Below are 14,039 nucleotides of genomic sequence, written 5' to 3'. Positions count from 1 at the left end.
AGCAGGCACAGAGCCAGGCGTGAGGTTTGCGTTTCTACGCCGAACGATTTGCCGCTAGAGCAGAGAAGACCAGAAAAACAGTCAGGGAGACCGCCTCATGTCATCTAGCAAAGTCGCCATCATCACGGCCGGTGGAAGCGGCATGGGCGCAGCATCTGCGCGCCGCCTTGCCGCCGACGGCTTTAATGTCGCGATCCTGTCTTCATCGGGGAAAGGTGAAGCGTTGGCGCAAGAACTCGGCGGCATTGGCGTCACCGGCTCCAACCAGTCGAGCGACGATTTGAAGCGACTGGTCGATGACACGCTGGAGAAATGGGGCCGGATCGACACGCTGGTAAACAGCGCCGGTCACGGCCCGCGTGCGCCGCTGCTCGATATCACCGACGAGCAGTGGCACACTGGCATGGATGTCTACCTGATGAACGTGATCCGGCCAACGCGGCTGGTGACACCGATCATGCAGAAACAAAAGTCCGGCGCGATCATCAACATCTCCACCGCATGGGCATTCGAGCCCTCAGCGATGTTTCCGACTTCCGCCGTGTTCCGCGCCGGTCTCGCCTCTTACACAAAATTGTTCGCGGATAGTTTTGCCGCCGACAATGTACGGATGAACAATGTGCTGCCCGGCTGGATCGACAGCCTGCCCGCCACCGAAGAGCGGCGCCAGAGCGTCCCGATGCAACGCTATGGCAAGAGCGACGAGATCGCAGCCACGGTCGCATTCCTCGCATCGGATGGCGCTGGCTATATCACCGGCCAGAACATTCGCGTCGATGGCGGCATGACGCGGTCGGTGTGATGACCTGATCGCAACGGCGCGACTAAACGGCCGCCGTCGCGCCGATCTGCAGCAGCATCGCCTTGGCGATTTCCTGCTCGCCCATGATCACGACATTGGCGCCGTGATGCTTGAGATGCGCGATCTCTTCTTCGGAATGGGCGCGGGCGATGATTGGAAGCGTAGGGTTGAGCGCACGGGCCTTGGCGACGATCTGACCGCCTTCGAAGGCGTCCGGGATGGCGACGAGCAATCCCCTGGCGCCCATCACATTCGCAGCCTGCAACATGTCCGGCGCCGCGGCATTGCCGGTGATCACTTCGACACCGAGACTCTGCAGGCGCTCGACGACACCTGGCGTGTCCTCGATCACCAGCAGCGGCGTGTTGTTCAGGCGCAGCGCCCTGCTGACGACGCTGCCAACGCGGCCGTGTCCGACCAGCACGACGTGGTCCTTGAGCTGGGTGTCCGGCAACGGGACGCGCGGGACCGCCTTCTCCTTGCTGTCCGCAGCAGCGGCTTCACTCGCTGCCGCTGCTTTCGCGTCCTTGTCGGCCAGTAAGCGATCGAGCAACGCGAAGAACAGCGGATTGAGCATGATCGAGATGATCGCGCCGGCGAGCACAAGATCGCGACCGCGATCGGGCAGCAGACCGAGGCCCACACCGAGGCTGACGAGAATGAAGGAGAACTCGCCGATCTGCGCCAGCGAGGCGGAGATCGTCAGCGCCGTCGAGGTCGGATACCCGAACAGCCGGACGATGCCGAAGGCAGCCGCCGACTTGCCGAACAGGATGATGAACACGGTGGCGAGCAGCGGCAGCGGTTCGCGCAGGATGATCGCCGGATCGACGAGCATACCGACCGAAACGAAAAACAACACCGCAAACGCGTCGCGCAGCGGCAGCGTCTCATTGGCGGCGCGCTGGCTGAGTTCGGATTCGCTGAGGATCATGCCCGCAAAGAACGCACCGAGCGCGAATGACACGTCGAATATGAGAGCTGCGCCGAAGGCGACCCCGAGCGAGATCGCGAACACCGCAAGACGAAACAACTCGCGCGATCCGGTATGCGCCACATAGTGCAGCAGCATCGGGATGACGCGGCGGCCGACCACCAGCATGAAGATGACGAAGCCCGCGACCTTACCGAGCGTGATCAGCACCGGCATAGCCAACGACGACATGCTGGCACCATTGCCCTCGCCTTTAAGCAGGCCAGCGATCGCCGGAAGCAGCACCAGCGTCAGCACCATTGCGAGATCCTCGACGATCAGCCAACCGATGGCGATGCGGCCGCGTTCGCTGTCCACCAGGCGTCGTTCCTGCAGCGCGCGAAGCAGCACCACCGTCGAAGCCACCGACAGCGCGAGGCCGAACACAAGGCCGCCACCGAACGACCAGCCCAGCGCCTCGCCGAGACCGATGCCGAGCAGGGTAGCCACGGCGATCTGCACGATGGCCCCGGGGATCGCGATATTCTTGACCGACAGCAAATCCTTCAGCGAGAAATGCAGGCCTACGCCAAACATCAGCAGGATGATGCCGATTTCCGCGAGTTCATTGGCGATATTCTGGTCCGCCACATAGCCGGGCGTAAATGGACCCATGAAGACGCCGGCGAGCAGATAGCCGACCAGCGGCGACACGCGAATACGCTGTGCGATCAGGCCGAGGATGAATGCCAGTACGAGGCCAACGACGACGGTGGAAATCAGCGGGGTGTTATGCTCCATGCCGCTTTTTGCCGCATGGGCGCGTGGGATGCCACCCTTAACGAGGGCTACTCATGGTCGCAGGCGCGAGCGGTCACGTCATCGCGAGATGGGGGTGTGTGACCCACACTGCCATTTCGGGACGCGATCTCAGCGAAGCTGAGAGCGTGAACCTCAGCCATTCCAGTTGGAATGGCGGGGAATCTCGATGTGAGAGTCACATTGCGGGATTCCGGGTTCGCGCCCGCCTGGCGGCGTTCGCGACACCGGAATGACGAGATTAGTTGCCGATCGCCGCTTCGATCGCCGCCAGCGCCGCATCGGCCTTGGCGCCGTCCGGACCGCCGGCCTGCGCCATGTCCGCCCGCCCACCGCCGCCTTTGCCGCCCAAGGCTTCAGAGGCGAGCTTCACCAGATCGACAGCGCTGAAGCGCTTGGTCAGATCCTCGGTGACGCCGACCACGACGCCGGCCTTGCCGTCTTCACCGACATTGATGATCGCGACCACGCCGGAGCCGAGCTGCTTCTTGCCGGCATCGGCGAGGCTCTTGAGATCCTTCATCTCGATGCCCGACACACTCTTGGCCATCAGCTTGACGTCGCCGACAGTCTTGACGTCTGCGGATGCGCCACCTGCGGCCGGTGCACCGGCCGCAGCACCGCCCATGGCGATGGTCTTCTTCGCCTCGGAGAGTTCACGCTCCAGCTTCTTGCGCTCGTCCATCAGCGCAGCGATGCGCGCCGGCATGTCGTCGAGCGTCGTGCGGAGCTCGTTCGCAGCGGTCTTGGCGAGCTGCATCGTCTCGTTGGCGTGATGACGCGCATGATTACCGGTCAGCGCCTCGATGCGGCGCACGCCGGAAGACACCGCGCTTTCGCCGGTGACCGAGATCATGCCGATGTCGCCAGTGCGCCGCACATGGGTGCCGCCGCAAAGTTCGACCGACCAGCCGAGCGCATTGCTGCCGCTATCGCGCGGCATCTTGCCCATGGAGACAACGCGAACTTCGTCGCCGTATTTCTCGCCGAACAGCGCGCGAGCGCCGGCCTCGCGGGCATCGTCCACCGCCATCAGGCGCGTGGTGACGGCGTCGTTTTCCAGCACGACATTGTTGGCGATGTCCTCAACGCGGCGGAGCTCGTCGGCCGTGATCGGCTTCTGATGCACGAAATCGAAACGCAGGCGATCCGGCGCCACCAGCGAACCGCGCTGGGCGATGTGATCGCCGAGCACCTGACGCAGCGCTTCATGCAGCAGATGCGTCGCCGAGTGATTGGCGCGAATCGATGAGCGACGGGTGTGATCGACGTCGAGCGCCAGTGCAGCGCCGACTTTCAGCGTGCCCTGCTCGAGCGTGCCGACATGCACGAACAGATCGCCTGCGCGCTTCTGGGTTTCTGTGACACGGAAGGTCACGCCCTCGCCGGTGATCACACCAGTGTCGCCGACCTGGCCACCGGACTCTGCATAGAACGGCGTCTGGTTGAGCACGATGGCGCCGGTGTCGCCTGCCTTGAGGCTGTCGACTTCCTTGCCATCCTTCACCAGTGCCGTAACCGCACCTTCCGCAGACTCGGTCTCGTAGCCGAGAAATTCCGTCGCACCGAGTTTTTCACGCAACTCGAACCAGATCGCTTCGGTCGCGGTCTCGCCGGAGGAAAAGCGCGACGCGCGGGCCTTCTGTTTCTGCTTCTCCATCGCATCGGTGAAGGACGCGATATCGACCGAGATGCCGCGGTTGCGCAGTGCGTCCTGTGTGAGGTCGAGCGGGAAGCCGTAGGTGTCGTACAGCGTGAAGGCGGTCTCGCCGTCGAACATGTCGCCCTTCTTCAGCGATGCGCTCTTGTCGTCGAGAATGCCGAGACCACGATCCAGCGTCTTGCGGAAGCGCGTCTCTTCGAGCCGCAGCGTTTCCTCGATCAGGCTCTCGGCGCGCACCAGCTCCGGATAGGCCTGGCCCATCTCGCGCACCAGCGCCCACACAAGGCGCCACATCAGCGGCTCCTTGGCGCCGAGCAACTGGCCGTGACGCATGGCGCGGCGCATGATCCGGCGCAGCACATAGCCGCGGCCTTCATTCGACGGCAGCACGCCATCGGCAATCAGGAATGACGAGGCGCGCAGATGGTCGGCGATGACGCGCAGCGAGGCCTTCATCGGGCCCTGCGGATCGGCCCCGGTGAGATCGGCGATGGCGCGGATCAGTGCGACGAATAGGTCGATGTCGTAATTGTCGTGCTTGCCCTGCAGCACCGCAGCGATGCGCTCGAGGCCCATGCCAGTGTCGATTGACGGCTTCGGCAGCGAGATGCGGTTGCCCGGCGCAAGCTGGTCGAACTGCATGAACACCAGATTCCAGATCTCGATGAAGCGGTCGCCGTCTTCATCGGGCGAGCCGGGAGGGCCACCTGGAATCTTGTCGCCATGGTCGAAGAAGATTTCCGAACACGGGCCGCAGGGGCCGGTATCGCCCATCTGCCAGAAATTGTCCGAGGTCGGGATGCGGATGATCTTGGAATCCGGCAGGCCAATCTTCTTCCACAGAGCGAAAGCTTCATCGTCCTCGGAATAGACGGTGACCAGCAGGCGATCTTTCGCCAGACCGTATTCCTTGGTGATCAGGTTCCAGGCCAGCTCGATCGCGCGTTCCTTGAAATAGTCGCCAAACGAGAAGTTGCCGAGCATCTCGAAGAAGGTGTGATGGCGCGCGGTATAGCCGACATTGTCGAGATCGTTATGCTTGCCGCCGGCGCGGACGCATTTCTGCGACGTCGTCGCGCGCTGATAGGGCCGCTTCTCGACGCCGGTAAAGACGTTCTTGAACTGCACCATGCCGGCATTGGTGAACATCAGCGTGGGGTCGTTGCGCGGCACCAGCGGCGACGACGACACGATGTCGTGACCATTCGCCGCGAAGTAATTCAGAAATGCCGACCTGATCTCGTTAACGCCGCTCATATCAGTCCCATTGCGCCCAAGACTTGTTACGTTCAAGACTTGGCGCCTAAAAATCGCCCACGGCCAAATTGTTTGAAGATTTGCCGCCGGCCAATGCCACAACCGGTTGCTTTTAGACCGGCGGCACTAGGCCTGTCCAGAAACTGTGCAAGGGGATGACAAGGGATCATTCAAGCGGATCAGGGGCTTGCCGCAGCAGCACAGGGCCGTTGATAGGTGCCGGAACCGCGTTGACAGATTCAGGGAACGCATGCTCTTGTGCCGGCGTTGAAAGACGTCACGTCGGGAGAGACCGGCCCCGTTTGGGCCGGCGCCGAAGGAGCAACCGCCCCGGAAACTCTCAGGCAAAAGGACCGCGTGACAGGTTAGCATCTGGAAAGAGATGCCTTTGAGCCCGAACGGGCCGATGGCGTCCGCCGACGGGATAATACTCTCAGGCACAGCGACAGATGGGGCTCGTACAGGCACTCCGGGAATGGTCCCGGGGAACCGCGAGGACCCGTCACATGTCTGCTGTCGATATGCTAGCGACCGCTAAACCCTCAACTTTAAAACAAACGCCGCTGCACGCCCTCCACATCGCCCGTGGCGGCAAGATGGTGCCCTTCGCCGGCTATGACATGCCAGTGCAATACGCCACCGGCGTGCTGAAGGAGCATCTCCACACCCGCGGGGCCGCGGGACTGTTCGATGTTTCCCATATGGGCCAGCTCAGGTTGCGGGCGAAGTCCGGCAAACTCGAAGATGCGGCCTTGGCGCTCGAGAAGCTGGTGCCGATGGACATTCTGGCGCTGGCACCGGGGCGTCAGCGTTATGCCCAGTTCACCAATGAGGCCGGCGGCATTCTCGACGACCTGATGGTGGCGAATTTCGGCGATCACCTGTTTCTGGTGGTCAACGCTGCCTGCAAGGACGAGGACGAGGCGCATCTGCGCGCGCATCTCTCCGACAGCTGCATTATCGAGACCCTGCCCGACCGTGCACTGATCGCCCTGCAAGGGCCAAAGGCCGCGGATGTGCTGGCAAAATTCTGCCCGGAAGCGCCGGCGATGAAGTTCATGGATGCTGGCCCGCATCAGGTGAACGGCATTGCCTGTTTCGTCTCGCGCTCCGGTTATACGGGCGAAGACGGCTACGAGATCTCGATCCCGAACGATCAGGCCGAGGCCCTTACCTCCGCCTTGCTCGATCATCCCGACGTCCTGCCGATTGGCCTCGGCGCCCGCGACAGCCTGCGTCTCGAAGCCGGGCTGTGCCTCTACGGCCATGACATCGACACGACGACCACGCCCATCGAAGGCGGGTTGAACTGGTCGATCCAGAAGAGCCGCCGGACCGGCGGCGCCCGCGCCGGCGGTTTTCTCGGCAGCGACAAGATCCTGGCGCAGCTCGATGGCGGCGCGCCGCGCAAGCGCATCGGCCTGCTGCCGGAAGGCCGCGCGCCAGTGCGCGAAGGTGTGTTGCTGTTTGCGGACGCCACCTCCACCGAATCGATCGGCAGCGTCACCTCGGGCGGTTTCGGCCCCAGTCTCGGCGCGCCAATTGCAATGGGCTATCTGCCCAGCGCGCAGGCAGCCGACGGAGCCACCGTTTTCGCCGAACTGCGCGGCCAGCGCATGCCGATGAAAGTGTCACCCATGCCCTTCGTCCCCCACAGCTACAAGCGTTGAGGAACTGATCCATGACCACCCTGTACACCGAAGACCACGAATGGCTCCTAATTGACGGCGACGTCGTCACCGTCGGCATCACCGACTACGCGCAGTCACAGCTCGGCGACGTCGTGTTCGTCGAACTACCCAAAGTGGGCCGCGTGCTGAAGAAGGCCGAAGCCGCCGCCGTGGTCGAATCGGTCAAGGCCGCCTCCGACGTCTATGCGCCGATCACCGGCGAGGTTGTCGCGATCAACGACGCGCTCGCGGCCGAGCCCGCGCTGGTGAATTCCGATGCCGACAGCAAGGCGTGGTTCTTCAAGCTCAAACTCGCCGACAAGAGCGAGCTCGAAGGCCTGATGGATGCCGACGCCTACAAAGCCCACACCGCCTAGTCGTCATGCCCGGCGAATGCCGGGCATGACGAGCTTCTGAAATTCGTTCGAGGAACAACAGATGACCCTGAACAAATCTTCCGGCGACGTCGCCACCGATTTCGTCCGCCGCCATATCGGCCCTTCGCAAGCCGATATTCGTGTGATGCTTGAAACGGTCGGCGCGAAAAGCCTGTCCGCACTGATGGGCGAGACGCTCCCTGCATCAATTCGCCAGAAGACGCCGCTCGATCTCGGCCGCGCGCTCAGCGAAACCGAGGCGCTGGCGCATATGACCGAGATGGCGGCCAAGAACGCGGTGTTCACGTCACTGATCGGCCAGGGCTATTCCGGCACTGTTCTCCCGACGGTGATCCAGCGCAACATCCTGGAGAACCCGGCCTGGTACACGGCCTATACGCCGTATCAGCCGGAGATCAGTCAGGGCCGACTCGAGGCGCTGTTCAATTTCCAGACCATGATCTGCGATCTCACTGGCCTCGACGTCGCCAATGCGTCGCTACTCGATGAAGCGACCGCCGCTGCGGAAGCCATGGCACTGGCCGAGCGCGCCTCAAACGTTCAGACCAAAACCTTCTTCGTCGATCATGAAGTTCATCCGCAGACCCTCGCGGTGCTGCGTACCCGCGCCGAGCCGCTCGGTTGGAAGCTTCAGATCGGCGATCCGCTCACTGACCTCGACAAAGCCGATGTGTTCGGCGCGATCCTGCAATATCCCGGCACGACGGGCATCGTGCGCGATTTCAAGCCGGCCATCGCCGCCCTTAAAGCGAAGGGCGCGCTCGCCGTCGTCGCCGCCGACCTGCTGGCGTTGACGCTGCTGGCCTCGCCGGGCGAACTCGGCGCCGATATCGCCATCGGCTCGGCGCAGCGCTTCGGCGTGCCGATGGGCTATGGCGGTCCGCATGCCGGCTACATGTCGGTGCGCGACGCGATCAAACGCTCGATCCCGGGCCGTCTCGTCGGCCTCTCCATCGATTCCCGCGGCGAGCCCGCCTATCGTCTGGCGCTGCAGACCCGCGAACAGCATATCCGCCGCGAAAAGGCGACATCGAACATCTGCACCGCGCAGGTGCTGCTCGCCGTAATCGCCTCGATGTATGCAGTCTATCACGGCCCCGAGGGTCTCAAGCACATCGCCCGCACGGTCCATCGCCGCGCACTGGTGCTGGCCGCCGGCCTGAAGAAGCTCGGCTTCGCGCCGGAGAGCGAAGCGTTCTTCGACACGCTCACCATAACAGTCAGTGACAAGCGCGACGGCATCATTGCCGCAGCCCAGGCCGAGAAGATCAACCTGCGCATCGGTGACGGCACGATCGGCATCGCGCTCGACGAGACCACGACGCCGGAAACCGTCGAAGCCATCTGGCACGCCTTCGGCGGCAAGCTCGGCTATTCAGACGTCGAGCATGGCGTCAGCGACGCCCTGCCCGCCTCGCTGAAGCGCAGCTCGGCCTTCCTCACCCATCCTGTCTTCCACAGCCATCGCTCCGAGACCGAACTCCTCCGTTATATGCGGAAGCTCTCGGACCGCGATCTGGCGCTCGATCGCGCGATGATCCCGCTCGGCTCCTGCACGATGAAGCTGAACGCGACCACCGAGATGATGCCGTTGACCTGGCCCGCTTGGGGCTCGCTGCATCCATTCGTGCCCCGCGAACAGGCCGCCGGCTATCACCAGCTTTTCGCGACACTGGAAAAGTGGTTGTGCGACATCACCGGTTACGACGCTGTATCGCTGCAGCCCAATTCCGGCGCGCAGGGCGAATATGCCGGCCTGCTCGCGATCCGCGCCTATCACGCGGCGCGCGGCGACAGCCATCGCAATATCTGCCTGATCCCGTCATCGGCGCACGGCACCAATCCTGCCTCGGCCAGCATGGTCAATATGGATGTGGTTGTCGTCGCCTGCGACAAGCGCGGTGACGTGGACGTCAACGACCTGCGCATCAAGGCCGAGAAACACGCGGCCAATCTCGCAGCAATCATGATCACCTATCCGTCGACCCACGGCGTGTTCGAGGAGCATATCCGCGAGATCTGCGAGATCGTCCACGCCAATGGCGGTCAGGTCTATCTCGACGGCGCCAACATGAATGCGCAGGTCGGCCTGTCGCGTCCGGGTGATTACGGCGCGGACGTCAGTCATCTCAACCTGCACAAGACGTTCTGTATTCCGCACGGCGGCGGCGGCCCCGGCATGGGCCCGATCGGCGTCAAGGCGCATCTGGCGCCCTATTTGCCCGGTCATCCCTCGGCCAACGGCGATGTGCCGGTGGGTCCGGTGTCGGCCGCGCCCTACGGTTCGGCGTCGATCCTGACCATCTCCTACATTTACATCCTGATGATGGGCGGCGCGGGTCTCACCTCGGCCACCGAGCTTGCGATCCTCAATGCGAACTACATGGCCACACGGCTGCATCCGCATTTCCCGGTGCTGTATCGCAACGAAAAGGGACGCGTGGCGCATGAATGCATCATCGATCCGCGCGCATTCAAGACGTCCGCCGGTGTCACCGTCGACGACATCGCCAAGCGCCTGATCGACTACGGTTTCCACGCGCCGACCATGAGCTTTCCTGTCGTGGGGACGCTGATGATCGAGCCGACGGAATCGGAATCGAAACTCGAACTCGATCGGTTCTGTGAGGCGATGATCGCGATCCGCAAGGAGATCACGGATATCGAGAGTGGCCGCTGGAACGTCGAGGCGTCACCGCTGCGTCATGCACCGCATACCGTCCACGATATCGCGGATGACGACTGGAAGCGCGCTTATACCCGCGCGGAAGGCTGTTTCCCGGCCGGCACCTCGCGCACCGACAAATACTGGTGCCCGGTGGGTCGCGTCGACAACGTCTATGGCGACCGCAATCTGGTGTGCTCATGCCCGCCGATGGAAGACTACGCGCAGGCCGCGGAGTGAAATGAGAAGGGCCACCCGCACGGTGCGGGTGGCCCTTTCCGATCAAGCCGCAGCAGCCAGATTGACTGCCGATTTCGCCAGCACCGACAGTGACTCATCGGTCTTCTTTTCCTGATTGAGCGTCTCGTCGAGCAGCCGCACTGCGTCCTTCATGCCGAGTTCCGTGGCCCAGGCCTTCAAGGTGCCATAGCGCGAGATCTCATAGTGTTCGACAGCCTGCGCCGCAGCAAGCAGGCCGGCATCGAGCGAACTCGTGCCCTTGTACTCGTCCATGATCTCCTTGCCTTCATCGAGGATACCCATGATGGCATCGCAGGTCTTGCCGCGGGCGGGCTTGTCGAGCAGCTCGAAGATCTGTTCCAGGCGCTCGACCTGGCCTTCGGTTTCGTCGTGATGCTTTTCGAAAGCGGCACGCAATTTGTCCGAGGTTGCGGCCTTGGCCATCTTCGGCAGGGCTTTCAGGATCTGCTTTTCCGCGAAGTAGATATCCTTGAGCGTATCGAGAAAGAGGTCGTTGAGGTCTTTGTCTTTAGTCGCCATGACGCGCACTCCGTTAAGCCAGGGGTTGTTTCCCGCGGCTCAACGTCACCTGTTGTGTCTTGTTCCTGAGGTTGTGACGCAACTATTAAAAATCATTGCGTGGACGCCCGCTGTCAGGCCGCCAGCGTGGTCTCCACCAGCTTCACCCAATAGGACGTGCCGTAGACGATGGCGTCGTCGTTGAAATTATAGGCGGGGTGGTGCAGCCCGGCGCTGTCGCCATTTCCGCAGAAGATGAAGGCGCCGGGGCGCGCTTCCAGCATATAGGCGAAGTCTTCGGCGCCCATCACCGGCGGCATGTCGATATTGACCTTCTCAGCCCCGGATATTTCGCTGGCGACGCGCACCGCCATGTCGGTCTCGGCGCGGTGGTTGACCACGACGGGATAGCCGCGGTCATAGTCGAGCACGATCTTCGCGCCGGTCTGCAGCGCGACGCCGTTGACCACCTCGTTCATGCGCTTCTCCATGAGATCACGCACCTCGGCGTTCAACGTCCGCACGGTGCCGCGCAGTTCAGCGGTAGCCGGGATGACGTTGCTGGCATGCCCGGCATGGAATTCACAGATCGACAGCACCGCGGATTCTAGGGGATTGACGGTACGGGAAACGATCGTCTGCAGCGCCATCACGAGCTGCGAGCCGACCAGCACGGAATCGATGGTCTTGTGTGGATAGGCGGCATGGCCGCCCTTGCCCTCGATCTGGATCGAGATGCGGTCCATCGCCGCCATGATCGGGCCCGGACGCAGCGCGAAGGAGCCGACGGGCATGCCGGGATTGTTGTGCATGCCGTAGACCTGATCGATCTTGAAACGGTCCATCAAGCCGTCCTTGATCATCGCCGCCGCGCCCGCACCGCCCTCTTCGGCCGGCTGGAAGATGACGACGGCATCGCCCGCGAAATTGCGTGTTTCGGCGAGATATTGCGCCGCTCCCAGCAGCATGGACGTGTGGCCATCGTGACCGCAGGCATGCATCTTGCCGGGGGTCTTCGAGGCGTAAGGCAGATTGGTCTCTTCCTCGATCGGCAGCGCGTCCATGTCGGCGCGCAGCCCGATGACCTTGTGCTCGCCCGAGGCCGGCTTGCGGCCCCTGATGACGCCGACGACACCGGTCCGTCCCAAGCCGGTCACAACTTCGTCGCAACCGAACTCCTTCAGTCGTTCCGCCACGAAGCCCGCGGTCCGGTGCACGTCATACATCAGCTCTGGATGGGCATGCAGGTCACGGCGCCAGGCCATGATTTCCGGTTGCAGATCGGCGACACGATTGATGATGGGCATGGGTCAGGGTCTCGATGCGGTGGAACGGCGATATCCTTGTCTAGCATGTCGCGTGCCAACGGCCCACCCCACCGGCCCCATCACACGCTGTACAGGCGCCCGCGGCCTCGCTAATCCCTTTCGGCACGGCAGGTGAGACCGTGGAACGGATGCGGCAGGGAAACGATGACGACACGGCTCGAGGGTGATTTCGATTATATCGTGGTTGGTGCGGGTACCGCCGGTTGCATCGTCGCCAATCGCCTTTCGGCAGATCCCGGCAAGCACGTCCTCGTCCTGGAGGCCGGCGGCAACGACAACTGGATCTGGTTTCACATCCCGGTCGGCTACCTTTTCGCCATCGGCAACCCCCGCTCCGACTGGATGTTCCGCACCGAGCCCGAGCCCGGCCTCAATGGCCGCGCGCTGGCCTATCCGCGCGGCAAGGTGATCGGTGGTTCCTCCGCGATCAATGCCATGATCTCGATGCGCGGCCAGGCGGCCGACTACGATCACTGGCGACAGCTCGGCCTCAATGGCTGGGGCTATGACGATGTGCTCCCGGCGTTCAAGACATTGGAAGATCATTTCCTTGGCGCCAGCGAACATCACGGCGCAGGCGGCGGCTGGCGCATCGAAGAACCACGGCTGTCGTGGGAAGTGCTCGACGCCGTCGGCAATGCTGCGGCCGAAATGGGCATTCGCAAGACCGCCGATTTCAACACCGGCGACAACGAAGGCATCGGCTATTTTCACGTCAACCAGAAGCGCGGTCGGCGCTGGTCGTCGGCTCGCGGCTTTCTCAAGCCCGCACTGCACCGCCCGAACCTGCGGCTTGAAACCAAGGTGATGGTCGATCGCCTGATCGTCGAAAACGGCCGCGCGGTCGGCGTGCGTTTCATCCAGAACGGCCAGGAGATGGAGGCACGTGCCAAGGGCGAAGTCATCCTGTGTGCTGGCGCGGTCGGCTCACCGCATCTGTTGCAGCGCTCCGGCATCGGACCCGCGGAGTGGCTGTCCGCAGCTGGCGTCGACGTCACGCTCGACCGCCAGGGCGTCGGCCGTAATCTGCAGGATCACCTGCAGCAGCGTGCGATCTACAAAGTCTCCGGCGTGCGCACGCTGAACGAGACCTACTACAATCTGTTCCGCCGTGGCTGGATGGGCGTCGATTACGCGCTTCGCCGCCGCGGGCCGCTCACCATGGCGCCATCGCAGCTTGGCATCTTCACGCGCTCCGATGCCCATCGCGAACGCGCCAACATCCAGTTTCACGTCCAGCCGCTCTCGCTCGACAAATTCGGCGATCCACTGCATCGCTTTCCGGCGATCACCATTGCTGCCTGCAATCTGCAGCCCACATCGCGCGGCGAGATCAAGCTACGCTCGGCGAAGCCCGATGACGCACCGGCAATTGCTCCGCACTATCTCTCGACAGACGACGATCGTCAGGTTGCTGCCGATGCGATCCGTGTCACGCGCAGGCTGATGAAGCAGCAGGCGCTCGCCGCCTATCATCCCGAAGAATATCTGCCGGGGCCATCGGTTGGCGACGATGCGGCGTCGTTGGCCAAGGCCGCCGGCGATATCGGCACCACCATCTTCCATCCTGTCGGGACCGCGAAGATGGGCACGTCATCGGACCCGATGGCAGCGGTGGACGAGCGGCTGCGCTTTTACGGGATCGCCGGATTGCGCGTCGTGGACGCCTCGGTCATGCCAACGATCACGTCGGGCAATACCAACACGCCGACCGCGATGATCGCGGAAAAAGGCGCATCAATGATCATCACGGATTCGCGATAAC

9 protein-coding genes and 1 riboswitch are annotated in these 14,039 nt (G+C 63.0%); of the genes, 5 read left to right on the top strand and 4 right to left on the bottom strand.

Annotated features, from left to right (window positions below; all coding sequences use genetic code 11):
- The first annotated feature begins 97 nt into the window (after nucleotides 1–97).
- Complete coding sequence (locus tag AB8A23_RS15350) at nucleotides 98–802, top strand: SDR family oxidoreductase (protein WP_439059150.1); 705 nt, start codon at nucleotides 98–100, stop codon at nucleotides 800–802.
- A 22-nt stretch (nucleotides 803–824) separates the two neighbouring features.
- Here the strand turns inward: AB8A23_RS15350 and ybaL are convergent, their stop codons facing one another.
- Both ybaL and alaS read right to left on the bottom strand, forming a co-directional pair.
- Complete coding sequence (ybaL, locus tag AB8A23_RS15345) at nucleotides 825–2,516, bottom strand: YbaL family putative K(+) efflux transporter (RefSeq protein ID WP_439059152.1); 1,692 nt, start codon at nucleotides 2,514–2,516, stop codon at nucleotides 825–827.
- 259 nt (nucleotides 2,517–2,775) lie between these two features.
- The gene (alaS, locus tag AB8A23_RS15340) at nucleotides 2,776–5,454 is read right to left on the bottom strand and encodes an alanine--tRNA ligase (protein ID WP_439059154.1); all 2,679 of its coding nucleotides are present in this window, start codon (nucleotides 5,452–5,454) and stop codon (nucleotides 2,776–2,778) included.
- 272 nt (nucleotides 5,455–5,726) lie between these two features.
- Nucleotides 5,727–5,820: riboswitch (glycine riboswitch) on the top strand.
- Nucleotides 5,821–5,960: 140 nt separating this feature from the next.
- Between alaS and gcvT the strand changes: the two genes are divergently transcribed.
- The 3 genes from gcvT (at nucleotide 5,961) to gcvP (ending at nucleotide 10,427) form a co-directional block, all read left to right on the top strand.
- Nucleotides 5,961–7,124 (top strand): glycine cleavage system aminomethyltransferase GcvT, encoded by a 1,164-nt coding sequence (gene gcvT, locus AB8A23_RS15335; protein ID WP_439059156.1) that lies wholly within the window; start codon nucleotides 5,961–5,963, stop codon nucleotides 7,122–7,124.
- 11 nt (nucleotides 7,125–7,135) lie between these two features.
- On the top strand, nucleotides 7,136–7,501 hold the full coding sequence (gene gcvH, locus AB8A23_RS15330; RefSeq protein WP_309948859.1) for a glycine cleavage system protein GcvH: 366 nt from the start codon (nucleotides 7,136–7,138) through the stop codon (nucleotides 7,499–7,501).
- Nucleotides 7,502–7,562: 61 nt separating this feature from the next.
- The gene (gcvP, locus tag AB8A23_RS15325) at nucleotides 7,563–10,427 is read left to right on the top strand and encodes an aminomethyl-transferring glycine dehydrogenase (RefSeq protein WP_439059158.1); all 2,865 of its coding nucleotides are present in this window, start codon (nucleotides 7,563–7,565) and stop codon (nucleotides 10,425–10,427) included.
- Between the two features lie 42 nt (nucleotides 10,428–10,469).
- On the opposite strand, the gene AB8A23_RS15320 is transcribed toward gcvP, so the two are convergent.
- Entirely contained in the window at nucleotides 10,470–10,967 is a 498-nt protein-coding gene (locus tag AB8A23_RS15320) for a YciE/YciF ferroxidase family protein (protein ID WP_068735876.1), read from the bottom strand.
- Nucleotides 10,968–11,080: 113 nt separating this feature from the next.
- Nucleotides 11,081–12,253, bottom strand: a complete 1,173-nt coding sequence (locus tag AB8A23_RS15315) for a M20 aminoacylase family protein (protein WP_093756520.1) — start codon at nucleotides 12,251–12,253, stop codon at nucleotides 11,081–11,083.
- A 165-nt stretch (nucleotides 12,254–12,418) separates the two neighbouring features.
- On the opposite strand from AB8A23_RS15315, the gene AB8A23_RS15310 reads away from it, so the two are divergent.
- Nucleotides 12,419–14,038, top strand: a complete 1,620-nt coding sequence (locus AB8A23_RS15310; protein ID WP_439059160.1) for a GMC family oxidoreductase — start codon at nucleotides 12,419–12,421, stop codon at nucleotides 14,036–14,038.
- Nucleotide 14,039 lies beyond the last annotated feature (1 nt).

The sequence above is a fragment of the Tardiphaga sp. 619_E2_N8_4 genome (assembly GCF_051810905.1).
In the GTDB taxonomy this organism is placed as follows: Bacteria; Pseudomonadota; Alphaproteobacteria; order Rhizobiales; family Xanthobacteraceae; genus Tardiphaga; species Tardiphaga robiniae.
The sequence above is the reverse complement of the archived record's forward strand: the minus strand, read 5'-3'. Positions and strand labels throughout refer to the sequence as shown.

Excerpts from the sequence above, each read along its gene's own strand:
- AB8A23_RS15350 (WP_439059150.1), top strand. The coding sequence starts at position 98 with ATGTCATCTAGCAAAGTCGCCATCATCACGGCCGGTGGAAGCGGCATG.
- ybaL (WP_439059152.1), bottom strand. The coding sequence starts at position 2,516 with ATGGAGCATAACACCCCGCTGATTTCCACCGTCGTCGTTGGCCTCGTA.
- alaS (WP_439059154.1), bottom strand. The coding sequence starts at position 5,454 with ATGAGCGGCGTTAACGAGATCAGGTCGGCATTTCTGAATTACTTCGCG.
- gcvT (WP_439059156.1), top strand. The coding sequence starts at position 5,961 with ATGTCTGCTGTCGATATGCTAGCGACCGCTAAACCCTCAACTTTAAAA.
- gcvH (WP_309948859.1), top strand. The coding sequence starts at position 7,136 with ATGACCACCCTGTACACCGAAGACCACGAATGGCTCCTAATTGACGGC.
- gcvP (WP_439059158.1), top strand. The coding sequence starts at position 7,563 with ATGACCCTGAACAAATCTTCCGGCGACGTCGCCACCGATTTCGTCCGC.
- AB8A23_RS15320 (WP_068735876.1), bottom strand. The coding sequence starts at position 10,967 with ATGGCGACTAAAGACAAAGACCTCAACGACCTCTTTCTCGATACGCTC.
- AB8A23_RS15315 (WP_093756520.1), bottom strand. The coding sequence starts at position 12,253 with ATGCCCATCATCAATCGTGTCGCCGATCTGCAACCGGAAATCATGGCC.
- AB8A23_RS15310 (WP_439059160.1), top strand. The coding sequence starts at position 12,419 with ATGACGACACGGCTCGAGGGTGATTTCGATTATATCGTGGTTGGTGCG.